Source organism: Campylobacter concisus, assembly GCF_001298465.1.
Classification (GTDB): domain Bacteria; phylum Campylobacterota; class Campylobacteria; order Campylobacterales; family Campylobacteraceae; genus Campylobacter_A; species Campylobacter_A concisus.
On record NZ_CP012541.1, the window covers coordinates 235,418 to 251,219 of the forward strand.

Genomic DNA, 15,802 nt, shown 5'->3' on the forward strand with positions numbered 1-15,802 from the left:
ATGTTTTCAAGATTTTTCATAAACCGCCCGATATTTGCGACTGTTATATCTATCATTATAGTTATAGCAGGTTTTATGGGTATCAAGGGACTTCCAATAGAGGAGTATCCAAGTCTTACTCCACCTACTGTCTCTGTAAGTGCGACATATAGCGGTGCTGATGCGCAGACTATCGCTGACTCAGTCGCAAGTGCAATCGAAGATCAGATAAATGGCGTTGAGAATATGCTTTATATGCAAAGCACCTCAAGCTCAGCAGGTACGATGAATATAAGCGTATATTTTAAGATCGGCTCATCGTCAAAACAAGCTACGATCGATGTAAATAACCGCGTGCAAGCTGCCCTTTCAAGACTGCCCCAAGAAGTGCAAAATATGGGCGTAACAGTGCGCGAAAGAAGCGGCTCAATCCTTCAGGTTGTTGGCTTTACAAATCCAAATATGGATTTGATCGAACTATATAACTATGTAAATTTAAATATTGCTGATGAGATAAAAAGGGTTAGTGGTATAGGTGATACAGTATTGATAGGTACTAAAGAGTATTCTATGAGAATTTGGCTAAAGCCAGATAGACTAGCTCATTTTAAACTAACTCCAAGTGACGTCATTTCTCAAGTAAAAATTCAAAACTCACAATACGCTGCTGGCAAGATAGGCGAACAGCCATCGGATGGTGGTAATCCTTATGTTTATTCTGTTCGTACCGATGGACGTCTTAAAAATGCAGCCCAGTTTGGCGATATAATAATTAAAAGTTCTGATGGATCAGTATTGAAGCTAAAAGATGTAGCTACCATAGAGCTTGGGGCAGCTAGCTATGCTAATGACGCGATGTTAAACGGCAAACCAGCTATTCCTCTTTTGCTATTTTTACAAAACGATGCGAATGCTCTTGCTACCGCAAATGCTGTAAAAGAAAAGCTTAACGAGCTAAAGAAAACTTATCCTGTTGGACTAGAGCACACCATAGCTTACAATCCAACAGAATTTATAGATGTTTCAATTGATGAGGTTATAAAAACTTTTATTGAAGCGATGGTACTCGTCTTAATCGTAATGTACTTTTTCTTAAAAAATTTTCGTGCGACTATCATTCCGATGCTTGCTGTGCCAGTTTCTATCATAGGCACATTTGGCGGACTTTATGTGATGGGCTTTAGTATAAATTTGATCACGCTTTTTGCCTTAGTTCTTGCCATCGGTATCGTCGTAGATGACGCTATTATCGTCATAGAAAATGTCGAGAGAATTTTACATGAAAATAAAGAAATAAGCGTAAAAGATGCGACATTTAAGGCGATGGAGGAGGTGCAAACTCCGGTTATCTCTATCGTACTCGTACTTTGCGCAGTTTTCGTGCCAGTTTCATTTATGGAGGGTTTTGTTGGCGTTATACAAAAGCAGTTTGCTCTAACACTTGTCGTTTCTGTTTGTATCTCAGGCTTTGTCGCTCTTACTCTTACGCCAGCGCTTTGTGCGGTTATGCTTAAGAAGCAAGAGAGCAAGCCATTTTGGATAGTTCAGAAATTTAACGACTTCTTTGACTTTAGCACTAGACTCTTTACGGCCGGAGTGGCTAAAATTTTAAGGCATATTATTATTAGCTTTATTGTAATTGGTATTTTAGGATTTGCCACTTATAAGCTATTTGATGCTGTGCCAAAAGGACTTGTGCCTTCAGAAGACAAGGGTGCTTTAATGGTTATCACCTCACTTCCGCCTTCAACAAATATGCTAAAGACAAAAGAAGAAGTAGTCTCGATTAGCAACGCCATTTTAAGCAATCCAAATGTTGAGTTCACTATGGCTTTTGCAGGTTATGACATACTAGCTAGCTCGCTTAGAGAAAACTCAGCCGTTAGCTTTATAAAGCTAAAAGATTGGAGTGAGAGAAAAGGTGCTAACAATGGAGCTGATACATTAGCTGGCCAGTTTAATGGTATGCTTTGGAGCTCAAAAAACTCAATGACATTTGTTGTAAATTTACCACCTATCATGGGTCTATCAATGACTGGTGGCTTTGAGATGTATCTGCAAAATAAAAGCGGCAAGAGCTACAATGAGATAGAAGCAGACGCTAGAAAAGTATCAGCAATAGCCAATGCAAGGCCTGAACTAACAAATGTCAGAACCACGCTTGAGACAAATTATCGTCAGTTCAAGATAACAGTTGATAAAGAAAAAGCTAAATTATTTGGTGTAAGCGAGAGTGAAATTTTTAGCACGATAGGCGCTACTTTTGGCTCTTACTATATAAATGACTTCAATCTTGCTGGTAAATCTTACCGAGTATATGCAAGAGCTGAGGAAAGTTTTAGAAATAATCCTGAGGATCTAAGAAAAATTTTCGTCCGCTCATATGATGGCGGTATGGTGCCACTAAATTCAGTAGCAACACTTACAAGAACGATTGGACCTGATATCGTTGATAGATTTAACCTCTTTCCATCAGCTAAGATCATGGGTGATCCAAAACCTGGCTACACGTCAGGCGATGCGATCAGAGCGATCCAAGAGGTCGTAAATGACACGCTAAGTAGCGAAGACTACGCTATAAGCTGGGCGGGAACGGCGTATCAAGAGGTAAATTCTCAAGGAACGGGTACGGTTGCCTTTATCTTTGGTATGATCTTTGTCTTTTTGATCCTTGCAGCTCAGTACGAAAGATGGCTCATCCCGCTTGCAGTCATCACAGCCGTACCATTTGCGGTATTTGGCTCATTGCTAGCAGTCTGGATAAGAGGGCTAACAAATGATATCTACTTTGAGATCGGACTCTTGTTGCTTATTGGTCTAGCGGCTAAAAATGCCATTTTGATCGTAGAGTTTGCAATGCAAGAGCGTGATAGTGGTAAGAGTATATTTGACTCAGCGATAAATGCAGCTAGACTTCGCTTTAGACCAATTGTAATGACATCAATCGCATTTACTCTAGGCGTCTTCCCGATGGTTATAAGCACAGGCGCAGGCGCTGCATCTCGCCACTCATTAGGAACTGGCGTGGTTGGTGGTATGATCGCTTCTACGACGATAGCTATATTTTTTGTGCCAATGTTTTACTATTTGCTTGAAAATTTAAATGAGAAATACTGGAAAAAGGGAGCAAAAAAAGATGAAAAATAAGGCGTTTATACTTATAACGGCGGCGTTTTTAGCTGGTTGCTCATTTCGTCCAGATATGCCAAATGTAGATACAAATTTCACATCTACTTACACTTATGAGACAAGCGATATAAGGGATCTTTGGTGGAGAGAATTTAACGATGAAAATTTAAATTCTCTAGTAGAAAATGCACTTGAGAAAAATACAAATTTACGTGTTGCTTATTTAAATTTAGAGAAAGCAAAAGCAAGCCTTGGCGTAGCTGAGGCAGATTTACTTCCTGGTATAAATTTAAATGTAGGCTACGAAAAAGCAAAAAGTAGCGGTGAAACGTATACTAAACAACCACAAACTCGTTATAGAAGATCAGATATAAATTTAGGGCTAAACTACGAGATAGACCTTTGGGGTAAGGTAAGAAATAATTTAGCAGCAGCTGAAGAAAGCCTAAATGCAACCAAATTTGACTACGATAGCGCGAGGTTAAGTATCAGCTCAAGTGTTGCAAAAAGCTACTTTGCGTTAGTTTCATTAAATATGCAAGAAGCTGTGCTAAGAGAGACTTTAAAAACTTATGAAGACACGCTAGCGCTTCGCAAAACACAGCTTGATCTTGGAAGCATAAACGAGATGACCTATTTGCAAAGCAAGGCAGCAGTAGAAAGCGCTAAGACCAATCTTACTTCTATATTAAATGCAAAGTCAAAGGCTATTACCTCACTAACTATCTTGACTGGTAAAAGTAATAATGAAATTTTAAATGGAGCTGTTACTAGCTCACAAAATTTACCAACTTCTCCCGAGATAAGTGCTGGCATTAGCTCTGAAATTTTGCTAAGAAGAAGCGACGTGGCAAAGGCACTGGCTGATTTAAAAGCTACAAATGCTCTTGTTGGTGTTGCAAGGGCTGAGTATTTTCCAAGCATTTCACTGACTGGACTTTTTGGCTTTTCAAGTATTGATTTTGAAAATATCTTTGTTGGAAATGCTAATACATGGAGTATAGGAGGCTCTTTAGCACAGAAAATTTTTGATTTTGGTAGGACAAAAAATAATGTAGCAGTGGCTAAAACAAATGAACAAATTGCCGCTGTTAATTATGAAGCAGCGGTAAAATCGGCTCTTGGCGAAGTAAGAGATGCGCTTGTTTCAAGGCAAAATGCAAAAATTTCTTTGGAACAAGTGAAAAATTTGCTAAAATCCCAACAAAGAATTTACTCGCTTGCTAAAGAGCAATATGACGCTGGCTACATTGGACATTTAGAGCTTCTTGATGCGGAGAGGAATTTGCTTCAAGCAAAATTACAAGATGTCTCAGCTAAGCTTGATGAGGTCGATAGTGCAGTCGAAGTTTATAGAGCTTTTGGTGGCGGTTTTAAGTTAGAAAAATAATTAAAAAAGGAGAGAAATTGGGAACTAAGATATTAAATTTCTTGTTTTCTTGGGGATTTTTTGTTTTTGCTATCGCTCTTGGCGTAGCATTATGGTTTGCGATAAATTACGTGGATACATTTAGGCTTGAGTCAAGCTTTTATGATATCGGCGAGATATTTATGATGGCAGCTGTTTTTTGTATTGCCTTTTATGTGATCGCAGCAATATTCGTTATTCCTATTAGAGCGATCAAAAAATCTTAATCTTTCATCTAAGGACAAAATCCTTAGATGAACTTCTTGACTTCATTATGTGAAATTCTTAGATTTTTAATTAATTATTTTAAAATTTTATTTATGAAATTTACCGCATTTATATTACTACTTCTAACAAGTATATTTTTAATAGCTTGCTCAGCTAATCAAGCAAACAAAAAGATAAGTAACTCTGAACTAGAAAACTTAGCTAAACAATATGGTGGAGTATATATATTTAATCAAAAATTTGTTGATGAGATAGAGAGAAGAGAAGCTGAAAGAAAAGAGCTAAGAAAAAATACAAAAGGTAGAGATTTAGGTGGCGGTCTTTATGCTGTAAATACAAAGTTGGTAGATGAAAAATTCCCTCAAACCCTTTCAAATGGTAAAAAATACTACACTCGTTGGGTAGATTATGAAAACCAAACTGGTAAAAAAGCTAAAACTTCTGAGGTCTATATAAATAAAATAATTGAGTTTATAGGCTTAGAAAATTTTAACAAAGAAAAACCATATTTAGATTTAGGAAAATTATATGTAGATGATAATGGAGAAATAGTTCCTATAAGCATAGATGTTTATTATGAAACATATAGCACTAAATATGGCTTATTTGGAGATGAAGGAATGGGAATAAGCTTTAGTAAAAAAAGTATAGTTCCAGTAAGTGGTGGAAACAAATTCATTCTAATAAACAATAAATTTATAAAAGCAAACAAGGACAAGTAAGTGCTAACTAAAAAATCAAATAAAGAGCTAATAAATTGCTTTAAAGACTATATTGATATAGCTGATGCAAGTTATGCAATGCTTCATAATGTATTTGAGAATGAAAGAAATGGACTTGATGAGCTTTATGATAAATAAAGTAAGTTATAAAAATACCCGAAATAAACTTTTATCTGCATAATAAATTTTAATAAACCCCAAACAGCACATAATAAATTAATAATATTATAAATACAATAACAATAAAATATCCAAACTAAAATTTCAAACATAAAAGGATAACCAATGAAATTTCTAGCTATAACACTCTTACTTCTAACAAGTATATTTTTAATAGCTTGCTCAGCTAATCAAGCAAACAAAAAGATAAGTAACTCTGAACTAGAAAACTTAGCTAAACAATATGGTGGAGTATATATATTTAATCAAAAATTTGTTAATGAGATAGATAGAAGAGAAAAAGAAAGAAGCGATTATATGGATGATTTCTTTAAAAATAACAAAAGAAATTTTAAAAGAGCTGACCTAGAAATCATGGATCAAAAACTCCCTCAAATCCTCTCAAATGGTAAACCATATTTTCTAGGTGGAACATCCAGTAAAATTTCACAAAGTTGTTATGAAAAAATTTATAGTTTCATAGGTCATGAGAATTTAAAGAAATATGAACCTTGGATATTTTCAAATTTATATTACAAAGATAAAGAGGGCAATATAGTTCAAATTTCATGTACTGTAGTTTATGAAAGAGTAAAAACACAGTATGGACTATTTGGAGATGAAGGTAGAGGATTTAGTTTTAAGAAAAATAGCTTTGAAAGTCTTGGTGGCGGAAACAAATTCATTCTAACAAACAACAAATTTATAAAAGCAAACAAGGACAAGTAAGTGCAAACTAAAAAATCAAATAAAGAGCTAATAAATTGCTTTAAAGACTATATTGATATAGCTGATGCAAGTTATGCAATGCTTCATAATGTATTTGAGAATGAAAGAAACGGACTTGATGAGCTTTATGATAAATTTGGTAAAGATAATGTCCCTGAAAATATTGTAAATTCTTATAGAGAAGATGAAATAAAAAAGCCTGTTTGGAGATATGCAGATGATGTTATCAAGGGTGACACAATAGAGGAGCTTTCCGAGAAAGCAAAAAATAATGGTAGGAATTTTGGTGATCCTACCGCTTATGCTCTTTGCATAGAAGCTAGATTTATGGCTGACAAAGTAGTTAAGAAGCCAGTTGGTAAAAATGGAGAGATAAAAGATATAAAAATAGATAACGATGTTAAAAATTTTATCTACTATGACAAAGATACAAAAGAGCAAAGATTACTTGTTGGAAAAGATGAAATTTATAAACTCTCTCCTCGCACAAAACTCTTTGTCAATCGCTATGAGTTAGTAAAGCACATACCTAATCAAAAATCGGGTTTTAGCTCAACTATATTTTATGATACGCTTAAGTCAAACTATATAATAGGCTTTAGAGGAACAGAGATGAAAATAAATGATCTCTTAGATGATGCCTTTATGGCTATCACATCAAGAGCACTTATGCAAATATCTGCCTTAAAATCACTTCAATCCTCTATGCAAGAAGCAATAAATTCTCATAGTCAAAACTTAAGTGGTTTAGATAACACCGCCAAAGACATCATCCTGTCAGGTCACTCATTAGGAGGTCATCTAGCTCAAATATATGCAGTAACTTTCAAAGATAGCGGAGTAAAAGAACTTTATACTTATAACGCTCCAGGAATTTATGGTGGCATATTAGCTTCAGCTTTTACTTGGAGCTTAAGGCTTCTTAGCTTTGTGGCTAAAGCCATAGCAAAAGGTGCAAGATGGATAGCAAGAGTCATAGACAAAGATGGCTTTATAGGAAAGATGGTAGGCTCAGTCTTTAACAAGATAAAAGGTATGTTTGGCTTTAAAGATGATAAGAGCAGCGTAGATGAATACGTAGATGTAGTTAAAAATAATGAACAAGCTCAAAAGACTCTTGCAGATAAAAAGGTGAGCTCTAATATCAATAAAGCTAGCAAAGAAAAAGATATAGACATAGAGATACATCACATAGAGAGCGTTAAACAAAGTATCAATAGAGATGAAGATAGCTTTTCGAAAGATGTGGCTGTTTTGATAGAACCTACCTTTTCAGTAATATCTGATCTAGGCTATAAGCTAGGCATAGATACAACTGGCGAAGTAAAGTATGAAAATACTGAGAATAGACACTTGGTGAATATATTAATTAGATCTCACTTTTTAAAAGAGAGCGTTTTGGTTTTATATATGTTGTGCTATCTTTTAGAAAACAAAGAAAATGAAGCAAAAATAGAAGGCAAAGATATAGCTGAAGCACTTGATTATCTAAATGAATATATCCAGTCGCTTAAATTTAAACTAAAATGCATAAGATCGAAGTTAAATTTAGATGTAAATATAGATGATATAAGTGATGCTTCTATGCTAGATACACCTTTATATATCTTTTATGCTTATTTAAATCTCTTTTACGAATATGGCAAATTTGGTGATGAAAATTTTAAGCAAGATATGGTCGGGTATATAATAGAAAATTTAGGCAGCATCATAAATAAAAATAGCAACAAAGATGCACATCTAGTAAAGATACTAGATATAGATGATCTAGATAAACTAGATGCGACAAAGATAGTAAGTGACGCTCGAGCTGGCGATATAGATATGCTAGTGGCTATTTGTGCTTTGAATTTATTTGTATTTGAAAAAAAGATAGATGTAAATGAACTTGGTAAATACTTCTCTTATAGCAAAAACATCTATAAAAATATAACGATACTACGAGACAATAGAGTGGATATAGCGGAGGCTAGCATCTTCGTAAAAGATAGAATAGATATGCTAAAGAGCATAATAAATCTAAAATATGCGGATCTAGCAAAGCTAAAAGAAAATGAAAATTTCTTGGCTAGCATAGACTCTAAGGATATAAGCTCTAGCGATGAAGCCATAGTAATAGCTAATAATAAATCCGCTCAAAATAATGATGATGTAGCTTACAATAATAAAGTGGCAACCGATGATATAAAAGCTCTTATGAATGAGAGCGTGGGGAGTATCTTTTATAAAAACAACGATACCCTTAGTGTAAGTGCAGTGGATAAAAGTATAGTCGATGTTGAGGTATTAAAGGAGATATTTAAGCTAGATAGTAAAAATATGAATCAAAGAATATATCTAAACTCTGCTCTTTTGTCTAAAGCCAATGAAGAGGAGGATTATCCACTTTATTTTAAAGACGAAAAATATAATAGTGACGAGAATATACCTCTAAATTTTACTCATCAGCCAAGAGATGAGGATAAAGATATAGGAAGGCTAAATGTTGCTTATAGAAATTCTCAAGCAAATATATTAAATTATTCACTACTAAATAAGAGTCTAAATATCAATCTAAAACCAATGAGCAAAAAGACCAAAGAGGCTCTTTTAAATTTAAATCAAAAGCAAAATTTACAAAAAGATAATCAATCTAAAGAAATTTCATCCACTGCGACTTCATGCCCTGTCATAGAAGACGACACTATCATTTGCCCACATGGTGGTCATGTGATCTTAAAAAGTAGGGCAGGTAGAAGCATAAGATCAGACGATCAAGGCGTGATACTTGATGTTGATTTTATAAACTCGCCAATAGTAGGCTGCTCAGCTAGGACTCCATGCGTCATAGTAGCTTATGTACCAAGATCGGCACTTAGTCTAAAAAGTATGAACGATCACTACGCTGTAATGCAAGATCTAGTGCCAAACTGCCTAAGCAACACCGGTTCTTCGCTAAGGTGCATAAAAAAAGAGAATAAACTAAAACTAGAGCATAGTTTAAGTAACCCTATGTTTGAGAATAATAACCTTGCCGTACAAAATCCAAATTTAAATAAGCCATTGATCAGACTTCATATAAAAGCTTTTGCTTCCCAAATAGATAATCTTTTGGTAACTACCTATTATCTATTTGATAAAAAATTTGAAGATAAAAATGGCTTTGGCAAGATCAAACTCAATTTAGATGAGGGAAGAGACGTAGAGGATAAGAATTTAAAGACTCTTTTAGCGGATAATTATGACGATAAGCGTTACGACATCAAAGAATTTAAACTAAGATATGGAGTGGATAAACTGAATTTGATATTTGTAGTTCCAAAGAATTTTAGCTCTCTTGATAAAGAGAACTACAAAAAGGCAAATAGCCCGGAAATCGGGGTAGGCTTTTTTGCCAGTTTAGATGAATTTAATAGTTCTAATATAGAAAAGAATAGACGTACTTACACTTATGTTTTTATGTCTCCAACTGGAGCTAAAAGCATAGAGCTTGAGATAGCTAAAGGGCTAGATAGTGGCTATACAAATGACATAAATACAACTAGCTTTGTAATGCTTGTTAGTTGATAAATTTAAAGAGAGGGATCGTTCTTGAGATTAGATAATACAAAAATTATTAGAAGCATAGAAGACTTGCTTGACGCATTTGATGTTTTTGCTGATAAATATCAAAACATAACATTTTATTGTCGCGATTTAAACCATTTTCATGATACCAATATATTAAATGGAGATGCTTTATATAACAAGACAATCGCGAGGCTATACAATCACAAGAAAGCCAATAAAAATGTGCTTATAAAAACATATAAGTATTTAGAAAAGTCAAATTTATTTAAAAGTGAAAAAGCTGTTAACACAACCAATAAGATAGCAATCAAAGATATTGATATAGATGTAGAGGTTCTTAGTAAAGAACAAGATGTAATAGCAGAATTCGTAAAAGAGCTAATAGAACTTGCAAATAATGGTAGAAGCAAAGACAATAAGATTAAAAATTTTGACGATGCATCTAGCCAGTTGGTATCTAACTATAAAAATATAGAGACAAATTTTGAGGCTATATTAGATAAGCTAAAAAATTCGCTAATCAACAAAACCAATACAATACTAAGTCGTGAAAATTTTGATAAAAGAGATGAAACCGTAAAGGCCATAGAAGAGAGCTTTAAAAATATAAAAGAAAATCTCAAAAAAGCTTCAGATGATGGCAATAAATATATTTTAAAAGAGATCACAAAATTTCTAATCAATCTTGTCGACATAAGCGATATAAAAGGATCGTTTAAGCCGCTAGCTTTATTGCTGGCAGCTCCAGAGGCGATAACTACTACTACAAATATAATTGACTTTTTAAACAAAAGGGGCTTTTACGCGTTTTCTGGTCCAGCCGCTAGCTTGCTAGCTACTAAATTTGGCTTTATACTAGGTCTATTAAATACAGTGTCGTTTAATAATATATTGGTTTTTACAAATAACGATCAAAAAAGTGGAAAATTTATAGATTTTTCATGCTTTGATATAACAGCCACTAAAGCCAAGAGCAATTATGATGAGTATATTGGTATTTGTTCTGATTTTATTTTAGAGGGCGATGAGCAAAGCTTATTTGACGCTAGAGTAAGCAAAAATGAAAATGTAGACAAGTCTAAAAATATATCTATATGTAAAAACGACAAGAACAATAGCGAAGAGAGCTTACTTAAAAGGATAGAAGAGTGCGTGATCGCAAATAGAGCAAATTTTGTCTATATGCAATATCCATTTTTTAACTCTTTCAAATTTGCAAATCTCCTAAAAGACAAATCCCTAACAACAAAAGACGATACTCACAATACAAATAATAGTAGCGGCATCTCTAAAAACTATCTTGTCGTCTCAAACGCCCCCATGAAACTAAACGCAAAGCTAAACGAGCACCTTATACAAAACATCTTAAGCTATAAGATAGAAGATAGTATAAACAGAGTTAGCGGTAAAAAGATAGTTGATCCCAAAAATGTAGGCAATGTAAAAGACTATAGTCAGTACTCTATACAAATAGGTGCCAAAAACGATGAAGACCTTTATCTTTTAAGCTTAAGTCCTTTTACGAGAGTTATTAACTCTAGGCTTGCAAAATTTGAAAAGGATATAGAGGAGTATAACTCATATATGAAAGGTGTCAAAAATTTTCATGGAGGTGACGCAAAATCAGTAGAGGTTTTAAACACCACTTTTAACGCAAAATACAAAAAATTTAATGAGGCAAATTTATATCTAGGTCGCATAAATAGACACTTTAAAAACGCCAAAGATATGGAAGAGATAGTTAATAATGAAGAGGAATTTTTAAAAGCCAATATAAAGGAATTTGAAATTTTCTTTTCAGGCTTAAATTCAAACTTGAAACATGATAAAGTGGCTTATTTTTTAAACCAATACTTTAAAATGCCTAATGAAGGGATGGAGAGTTTTGAAGCAATAGCTGATGAATCTTACAATCAAGTTTCTATAAGGACACATTATTACTACCCTGCTACAAAAATATTTCTTCTAGTGATGGGCTATTATGTCATAAGGCAGATATTTGATAGCTCTATTATTGAGCAAAAAGGATTAAAATTTTCATATCTTTCATCAAACTATGAGACACTAGAGATATTTGGTGAAAAACTTAATGTTCTTTACGAAAACACATATTATATACAAGAAAATAATGCTATTGTGCCTATTTACTTCTTCAAGCAAACAAAAGAAGCAAAAAAAGAACAAGATGCTATCTGCATAGAAGAGATAGTAGAAAAAATAGAGCAAAGCCATGTAAGAAATGGTGAAAATATACTAGACGATGACTCCTATAATGAGCTAAAAGAGCTTCTTAAAAATTCTACCGGCATAGACGGAGAAAGCATAGATGATAAGAATTTTGAAAAGTATATTAAACAGATAGATGATGATGAGTATAAATATACTATAGATATATCTTTAACATCAACATTAGATGATGCCCTATATGATATATTTCCATTTTATGGCTTTTTCATAGACAAGTCTGACGATATAATGAAAAAAGTAATTGACGCTGTGTTCTCAGGTGGTAAAGGCAATATCTTTAAGAATATTTTTATGGAGCTAATAGGAGAACTAAAAGTATTTAGTATGCTAGGCGAAGCGCCAGTTGCAAAACTAGTTCACGAAAACAATAAAAAAGCCTTGAAAAAAATCAAACAAACAGCATTTGCTGGAGTGGTCAAAGTAAAAGGCAACCAACTTCTCTATATATATGTAGATAACAAAAAAAAATCCAAACACAGCATAAAAAAAACAAAACAATGGATAGATGAATTTGAAGTAGGCATAAATGTAAAAAGACAAATAGCTATAAGTGCTGGTAAAAATTTTTTAAAAAATAGCTTAAAAACTTATGCAGAAACTTTAATACAAGCTGGATTTGGCTTTTTAGTAGATAGTTTTTTCATCAACAACTACGAACAACAAAAAAGATCTTATGAACTAATACTTCATAAGTATTTCACAAATAAATTTAATGATACCTATGCTGTTAAGAATATATCTTATGAACCTTATTCAAATAAAACAAGTGAATATACCTACTATCCTATAGAGATATACTCATCTTTTATAAATATAGATCTAAAAAGAACTATCATAGGAGGAAGACTATCTAGTGGAGGACTAGACTATCATAACTTCTTCTACTATGATATAAATACCACTACAAACAAGCTAGACTCTAATCTATCTAAAGATATAAGCCTAGATACTATGATATCTTATCTATGTCTAGATGAGCTAAGAACAGATAATAAAACTGATGAAGAGTTCTTTAATAACCTTAATAAAAGAAATAAAAAACTAGCATATTCACCAAAAGAGCTTATGCTACAAGGAGTTAAAACATTGCTAACAATAAGTCCATCAAACTCAATAGATATAAAACAAAGAGATGAAATTTATGAGATGTATAAAGCAAATAAAAGCACCTCAAAACAAGCCCTGCCAATAGACAAATACAACGAAGCTATGGAGATACTAGAAGACTTTAAAAATGGAAATTTAAATACCAATGTATGTGAAGTAGATAATAAATCAAGAAGACTACTAAAGGCATTAGATGTGATAGGCAATAATAATGTAAAGGGTATGTATGTGGGGTGTAAGATAGAACATGGCAAAAAAAGTGTTAGAGAAATCCCACCTCGTCTAATCGGCCGCCTAGCCACCACCATAGTTATGGAAGATGGTCTTTACATAGGATAAAAGATGAAAAAGATTATATTTACAGCTTTAGCTATCTTAGTAATAGCTATATCACTAATAGCAATAAATAAAAGAATGAATAAAGGAAATTTAATGGATAACAATAATACGTATATAGTTATAGCTCCGAATGGGGAAGAGGTGTTATTTAATAAAGAGACAAATTTAATCGTTTCTAAAACAAAAGATGACAATACAACAAAGTATTTTAAAGAAAAATCCCAAATGCTCCTTGAAGCTCGCTCCATCCTAGACTCATCTCCATATAAAAACTATAAACCACTATACTATAACCCTAAACCAAACTCTTTAGGTCAAACAGACTATCTATCATTTAAGCCATGGCTAGATATTAGCTATAAACCAAGCTCAACTAAACTATCACCTTGGACTAAATCAGAAAAAGCTTACTATGAAAGTCTAAAAGATAAAAGAGATAGATATATCTATCTAGTAAAAAGAAGTAATCTAAAATGTACTATGATAGATATCCCTGAAGATGCAATAGCTAGAGTAGATAGTAAAGGCAAACTAACTAAACTTGAATACGCTGAAATTTATGATGAAGTAGATAGAAATAAAAATACACTTAAATCAGAACTCTTTATAGGAGAGTGGGGAATTTGTGCTGGAGTATTAGGAGATAGTGAATCACTAGGCAATGGAAATGAAGGTGGATTTAAAGCAAGAGAATTTCAAGCAGTATTTCTAGCAGCTCAACTAGGAGAAGTTGAAGCACTACATGTACTAGCAGATTGCTTTAAATATTATACATACACAGTTGGAGTAAATAAAAATTTAGATACCTACACGAAAATTCTTAAACTATATAAAACCCCTCCACTAGATGAATATGGCATGATGCCTTATCTTGATGAAATAGTAGGTAATTACTTTGTGATGGATTTTAATAGAGGCGGGATAGTGATTAATCCTACAGGATCAATGCATAGAGTTTTAAGAGAACTAGTAGAAGACAAGGGCGAGCTACTAGACCCTAGAGACTTTGATGCAAACGAGACTACAAGGGAAGAATTTGTCTCTTATGTTAAAAAAGAACTGCCAGAATATGCAGAAATTTTTTCTGAAAAAGGCTATCCTGCTAATTATGAAGATAGAGACATAGATCTCTACATCGACTCCACCCTTCTAGAATCTAAAATAATGTCTCTAACCCCACCAGATGGATATCCTAATGCACCATACTATAACACACCAGAAGAGCTAACAAGACTATATGAGGCTGGTAAATTAGATAAAAAGCTAAACCCTCTAACACCAGTAATGTATAGAGATAGCTTCCCTGAAGATCTTAGGCAAAAGATACTAAGTTATGCAAAAGAGCATAATATAAAGGATTAAAGAATAAATTTAATATCTATGGCTCCAAACGGGGCCACCTACGAACAACAAAAAAGATCTTATGAACTAATACTTCATAAGTATTTCACAAATAAATTTAATGATACCTATGCTGTTAAGAATATATCTTATGAACCTTATTCAAATAAAACAAGTGAATATACCTACTATCCTATAGAGATATACTCATCTTTTATAAATATAGATCTAAAAAGAACTATCATAGGAGGAAGACTATCTAGTGGAGGACTAGACTATCATAACTTCTTCTACTATGATATAAATACCACTACAAACAAGCTAGACTCTAATCTATCTAAAGATATAAGCCTAGATACTATGATATCTTATCTATGTCTAGATGAGCTAAGAACAGACAATAAAACTGATGAAGAGTTCTTTAATAACCTAAACAAAAGAAACAAGAAACTAGCATATACACCAAAAGAGCTTATGCTGCAAGGGGTTAAAAGAGAACTAGATATAAGCCCATCAAACTCAATAGATATAAAACAAAGAGAGGAACTTTATGATATGTATAAGACAAGTAAAAGCACTTCAAAACAAGCCTTGCCAATAGACAAATACAACGAAGCTATGGAGATACTAGAAGACTTTAAAAATGGAAATTTAAACACTAATGGATCAGAAGTAGATAATAAATCAAGAAGACTACTAAAAGCACTAGATGTAATAGGCAACAACAATGTAAAGGGTATGTATGTGGGGTGTAGGGAAAGTTGGAAAGAAAATGAAAATTTAGAGGAAAAAACTATCCCCCCTCGCCTAATCGGTCGTGTAGCCACCACCATAGTTATGGAAGATGGTCTTTACATAGGATAAA

General features: G+C 33.3%; 10 protein-coding genes. All 10 read left to right on the top strand.

Annotation, left to right across the window (positions count from 1 at the left end; all coding sequences use genetic code 11):
• The 10 genes from CCON33237_RS01180 to CCON33237_RS01220 all read left to right on the top strand — a co-directional run bounded on the left by CCON33237_RS01180 (position 1) and on the right by CCON33237_RS01220 (position 15,801).
• Positions 1 to 3,126: an efflux RND transporter permease subunit gene (locus tag CCON33237_RS01180; protein ID WP_054196038.1), complete on the top strand. Its 3,126-nt coding sequence runs from the start codon at positions 1 to 3 to the stop codon at positions 3,124 to 3,126.
• Complete coding sequence (locus CCON33237_RS01185; RefSeq protein ID WP_054196039.1) at positions 3,116 to 4,498, top strand: efflux transporter outer membrane subunit; 1,383 nt, start codon at positions 3,116 to 3,118, stop codon at positions 4,496 to 4,498. Before CCON33237_RS01180 ends, CCON33237_RS01185 begins: the two co-directional genes overlap by 11 nt.
• A 17-nt stretch (positions 4,499 to 4,515) precedes the next feature.
• On the top strand, positions 4,516 to 4,743 hold the full coding sequence (locus CCON33237_RS01190) for a hypothetical protein (protein WP_021090435.1): 228 nt from the start codon (positions 4,516 to 4,518) through the stop codon (positions 4,741 to 4,743).
• Positions 4,744 to 4,770: 27 nt separating this feature from the next.
• Positions 4,771 to 5,466, top strand: coding sequence for a tRNA 2-selenouridine synthase (locus CCON33237_RS01195; protein ID WP_236842015.1), 696 nt, complete (start codon positions 4,771 to 4,773; stop codon positions 5,464 to 5,466).
• Complete coding sequence (locus tag CCON33237_RS09410; RefSeq protein ID WP_081004419.1) at positions 5,467 to 5,604, top strand: diadenosine tetraphosphate hydrolase; 138 nt, start codon at positions 5,467 to 5,469, stop codon at positions 5,602 to 5,604. It begins immediately after the preceding gene.
• 147 nt (positions 5,605 to 5,751) lie between these two features.
• Positions 5,752 to 6,354: a hypothetical protein gene (locus tag CCON33237_RS09415; RefSeq protein WP_054196041.1), complete on the top strand. Its 603-nt coding sequence runs from the start codon at positions 5,752 to 5,754 to the stop codon at positions 6,352 to 6,354.
• Positions 6,355 to 9,900 carry an Mbeg1-like protein gene (locus CCON33237_RS01205; RefSeq protein WP_054196042.1) on the top strand — a complete coding sequence of 1,182 codons (3,546 nt, stop codon included), beginning with the start codon at positions 6,355 to 6,357 and terminating at the stop codon, positions 9,898 to 9,900.
• 24 nt (positions 9,901 to 9,924) lie between these two features.
• Positions 9,925 to 13,596, top strand: coding sequence for a hypothetical protein (locus CCON33237_RS09610; RefSeq protein WP_054196043.1), 3,672 nt, complete (start codon positions 9,925 to 9,927; stop codon positions 13,594 to 13,596).
• Between the two features lie 3 nt (positions 13,597 to 13,599).
• Positions 13,600 to 14,958, top strand: coding sequence for a hypothetical protein (locus tag CCON33237_RS01215; RefSeq protein ID WP_054196044.1), 1,359 nt, complete (start codon positions 13,600 to 13,602; stop codon positions 14,956 to 14,958).
• Between the two features lie 18 nt (positions 14,959 to 14,976).
• On the top strand, positions 14,977 to 15,801 hold the full coding sequence (locus tag CCON33237_RS01220; protein WP_054196045.1) for a hypothetical protein: 825 nt from the start codon (positions 14,977 to 14,979) through the stop codon (positions 15,799 to 15,801).
• The last annotated feature ends 1 nt before the right edge of the window (position 15,802 follow it).

What these genes read in the sequence shown, in the direction of transcription:
- CCON33237_RS09415 (WP_054196041.1), top strand. Translation starts at nt 5,752, where the DNA reads ATGAAATTTCTAGCTATAACACTCTTACTTCTAACAAGTATATTTTTA.
- CCON33237_RS01195 (WP_236842015.1), top strand. Translation starts at nt 4,771, where the DNA reads ATGAACTTCTTGACTTCATTATGTGAAATTCTTAGATTTTTAATTAAT.
- CCON33237_RS01215 (WP_054196044.1), top strand. Translation starts at nt 13,600, where the DNA reads ATGAAAAAGATTATATTTACAGCTTTAGCTATCTTAGTAATAGCTATA.
- CCON33237_RS01220 (WP_054196045.1), top strand. Translation starts at nt 14,977, where the DNA reads ATGGCTCCAAACGGGGCCACCTACGAACAACAAAAAAGATCTTATGAA.
- CCON33237_RS01185 (WP_054196039.1), top strand. Translation starts at nt 3,116, where the DNA reads ATGAAAAATAAGGCGTTTATACTTATAACGGCGGCGTTTTTAGCTGGT.
- CCON33237_RS01180 (WP_054196038.1), top strand. Translation starts at nt 1, where the DNA reads ATGTTTTCAAGATTTTTCATAAACCGCCCGATATTTGCGACTGTTATA.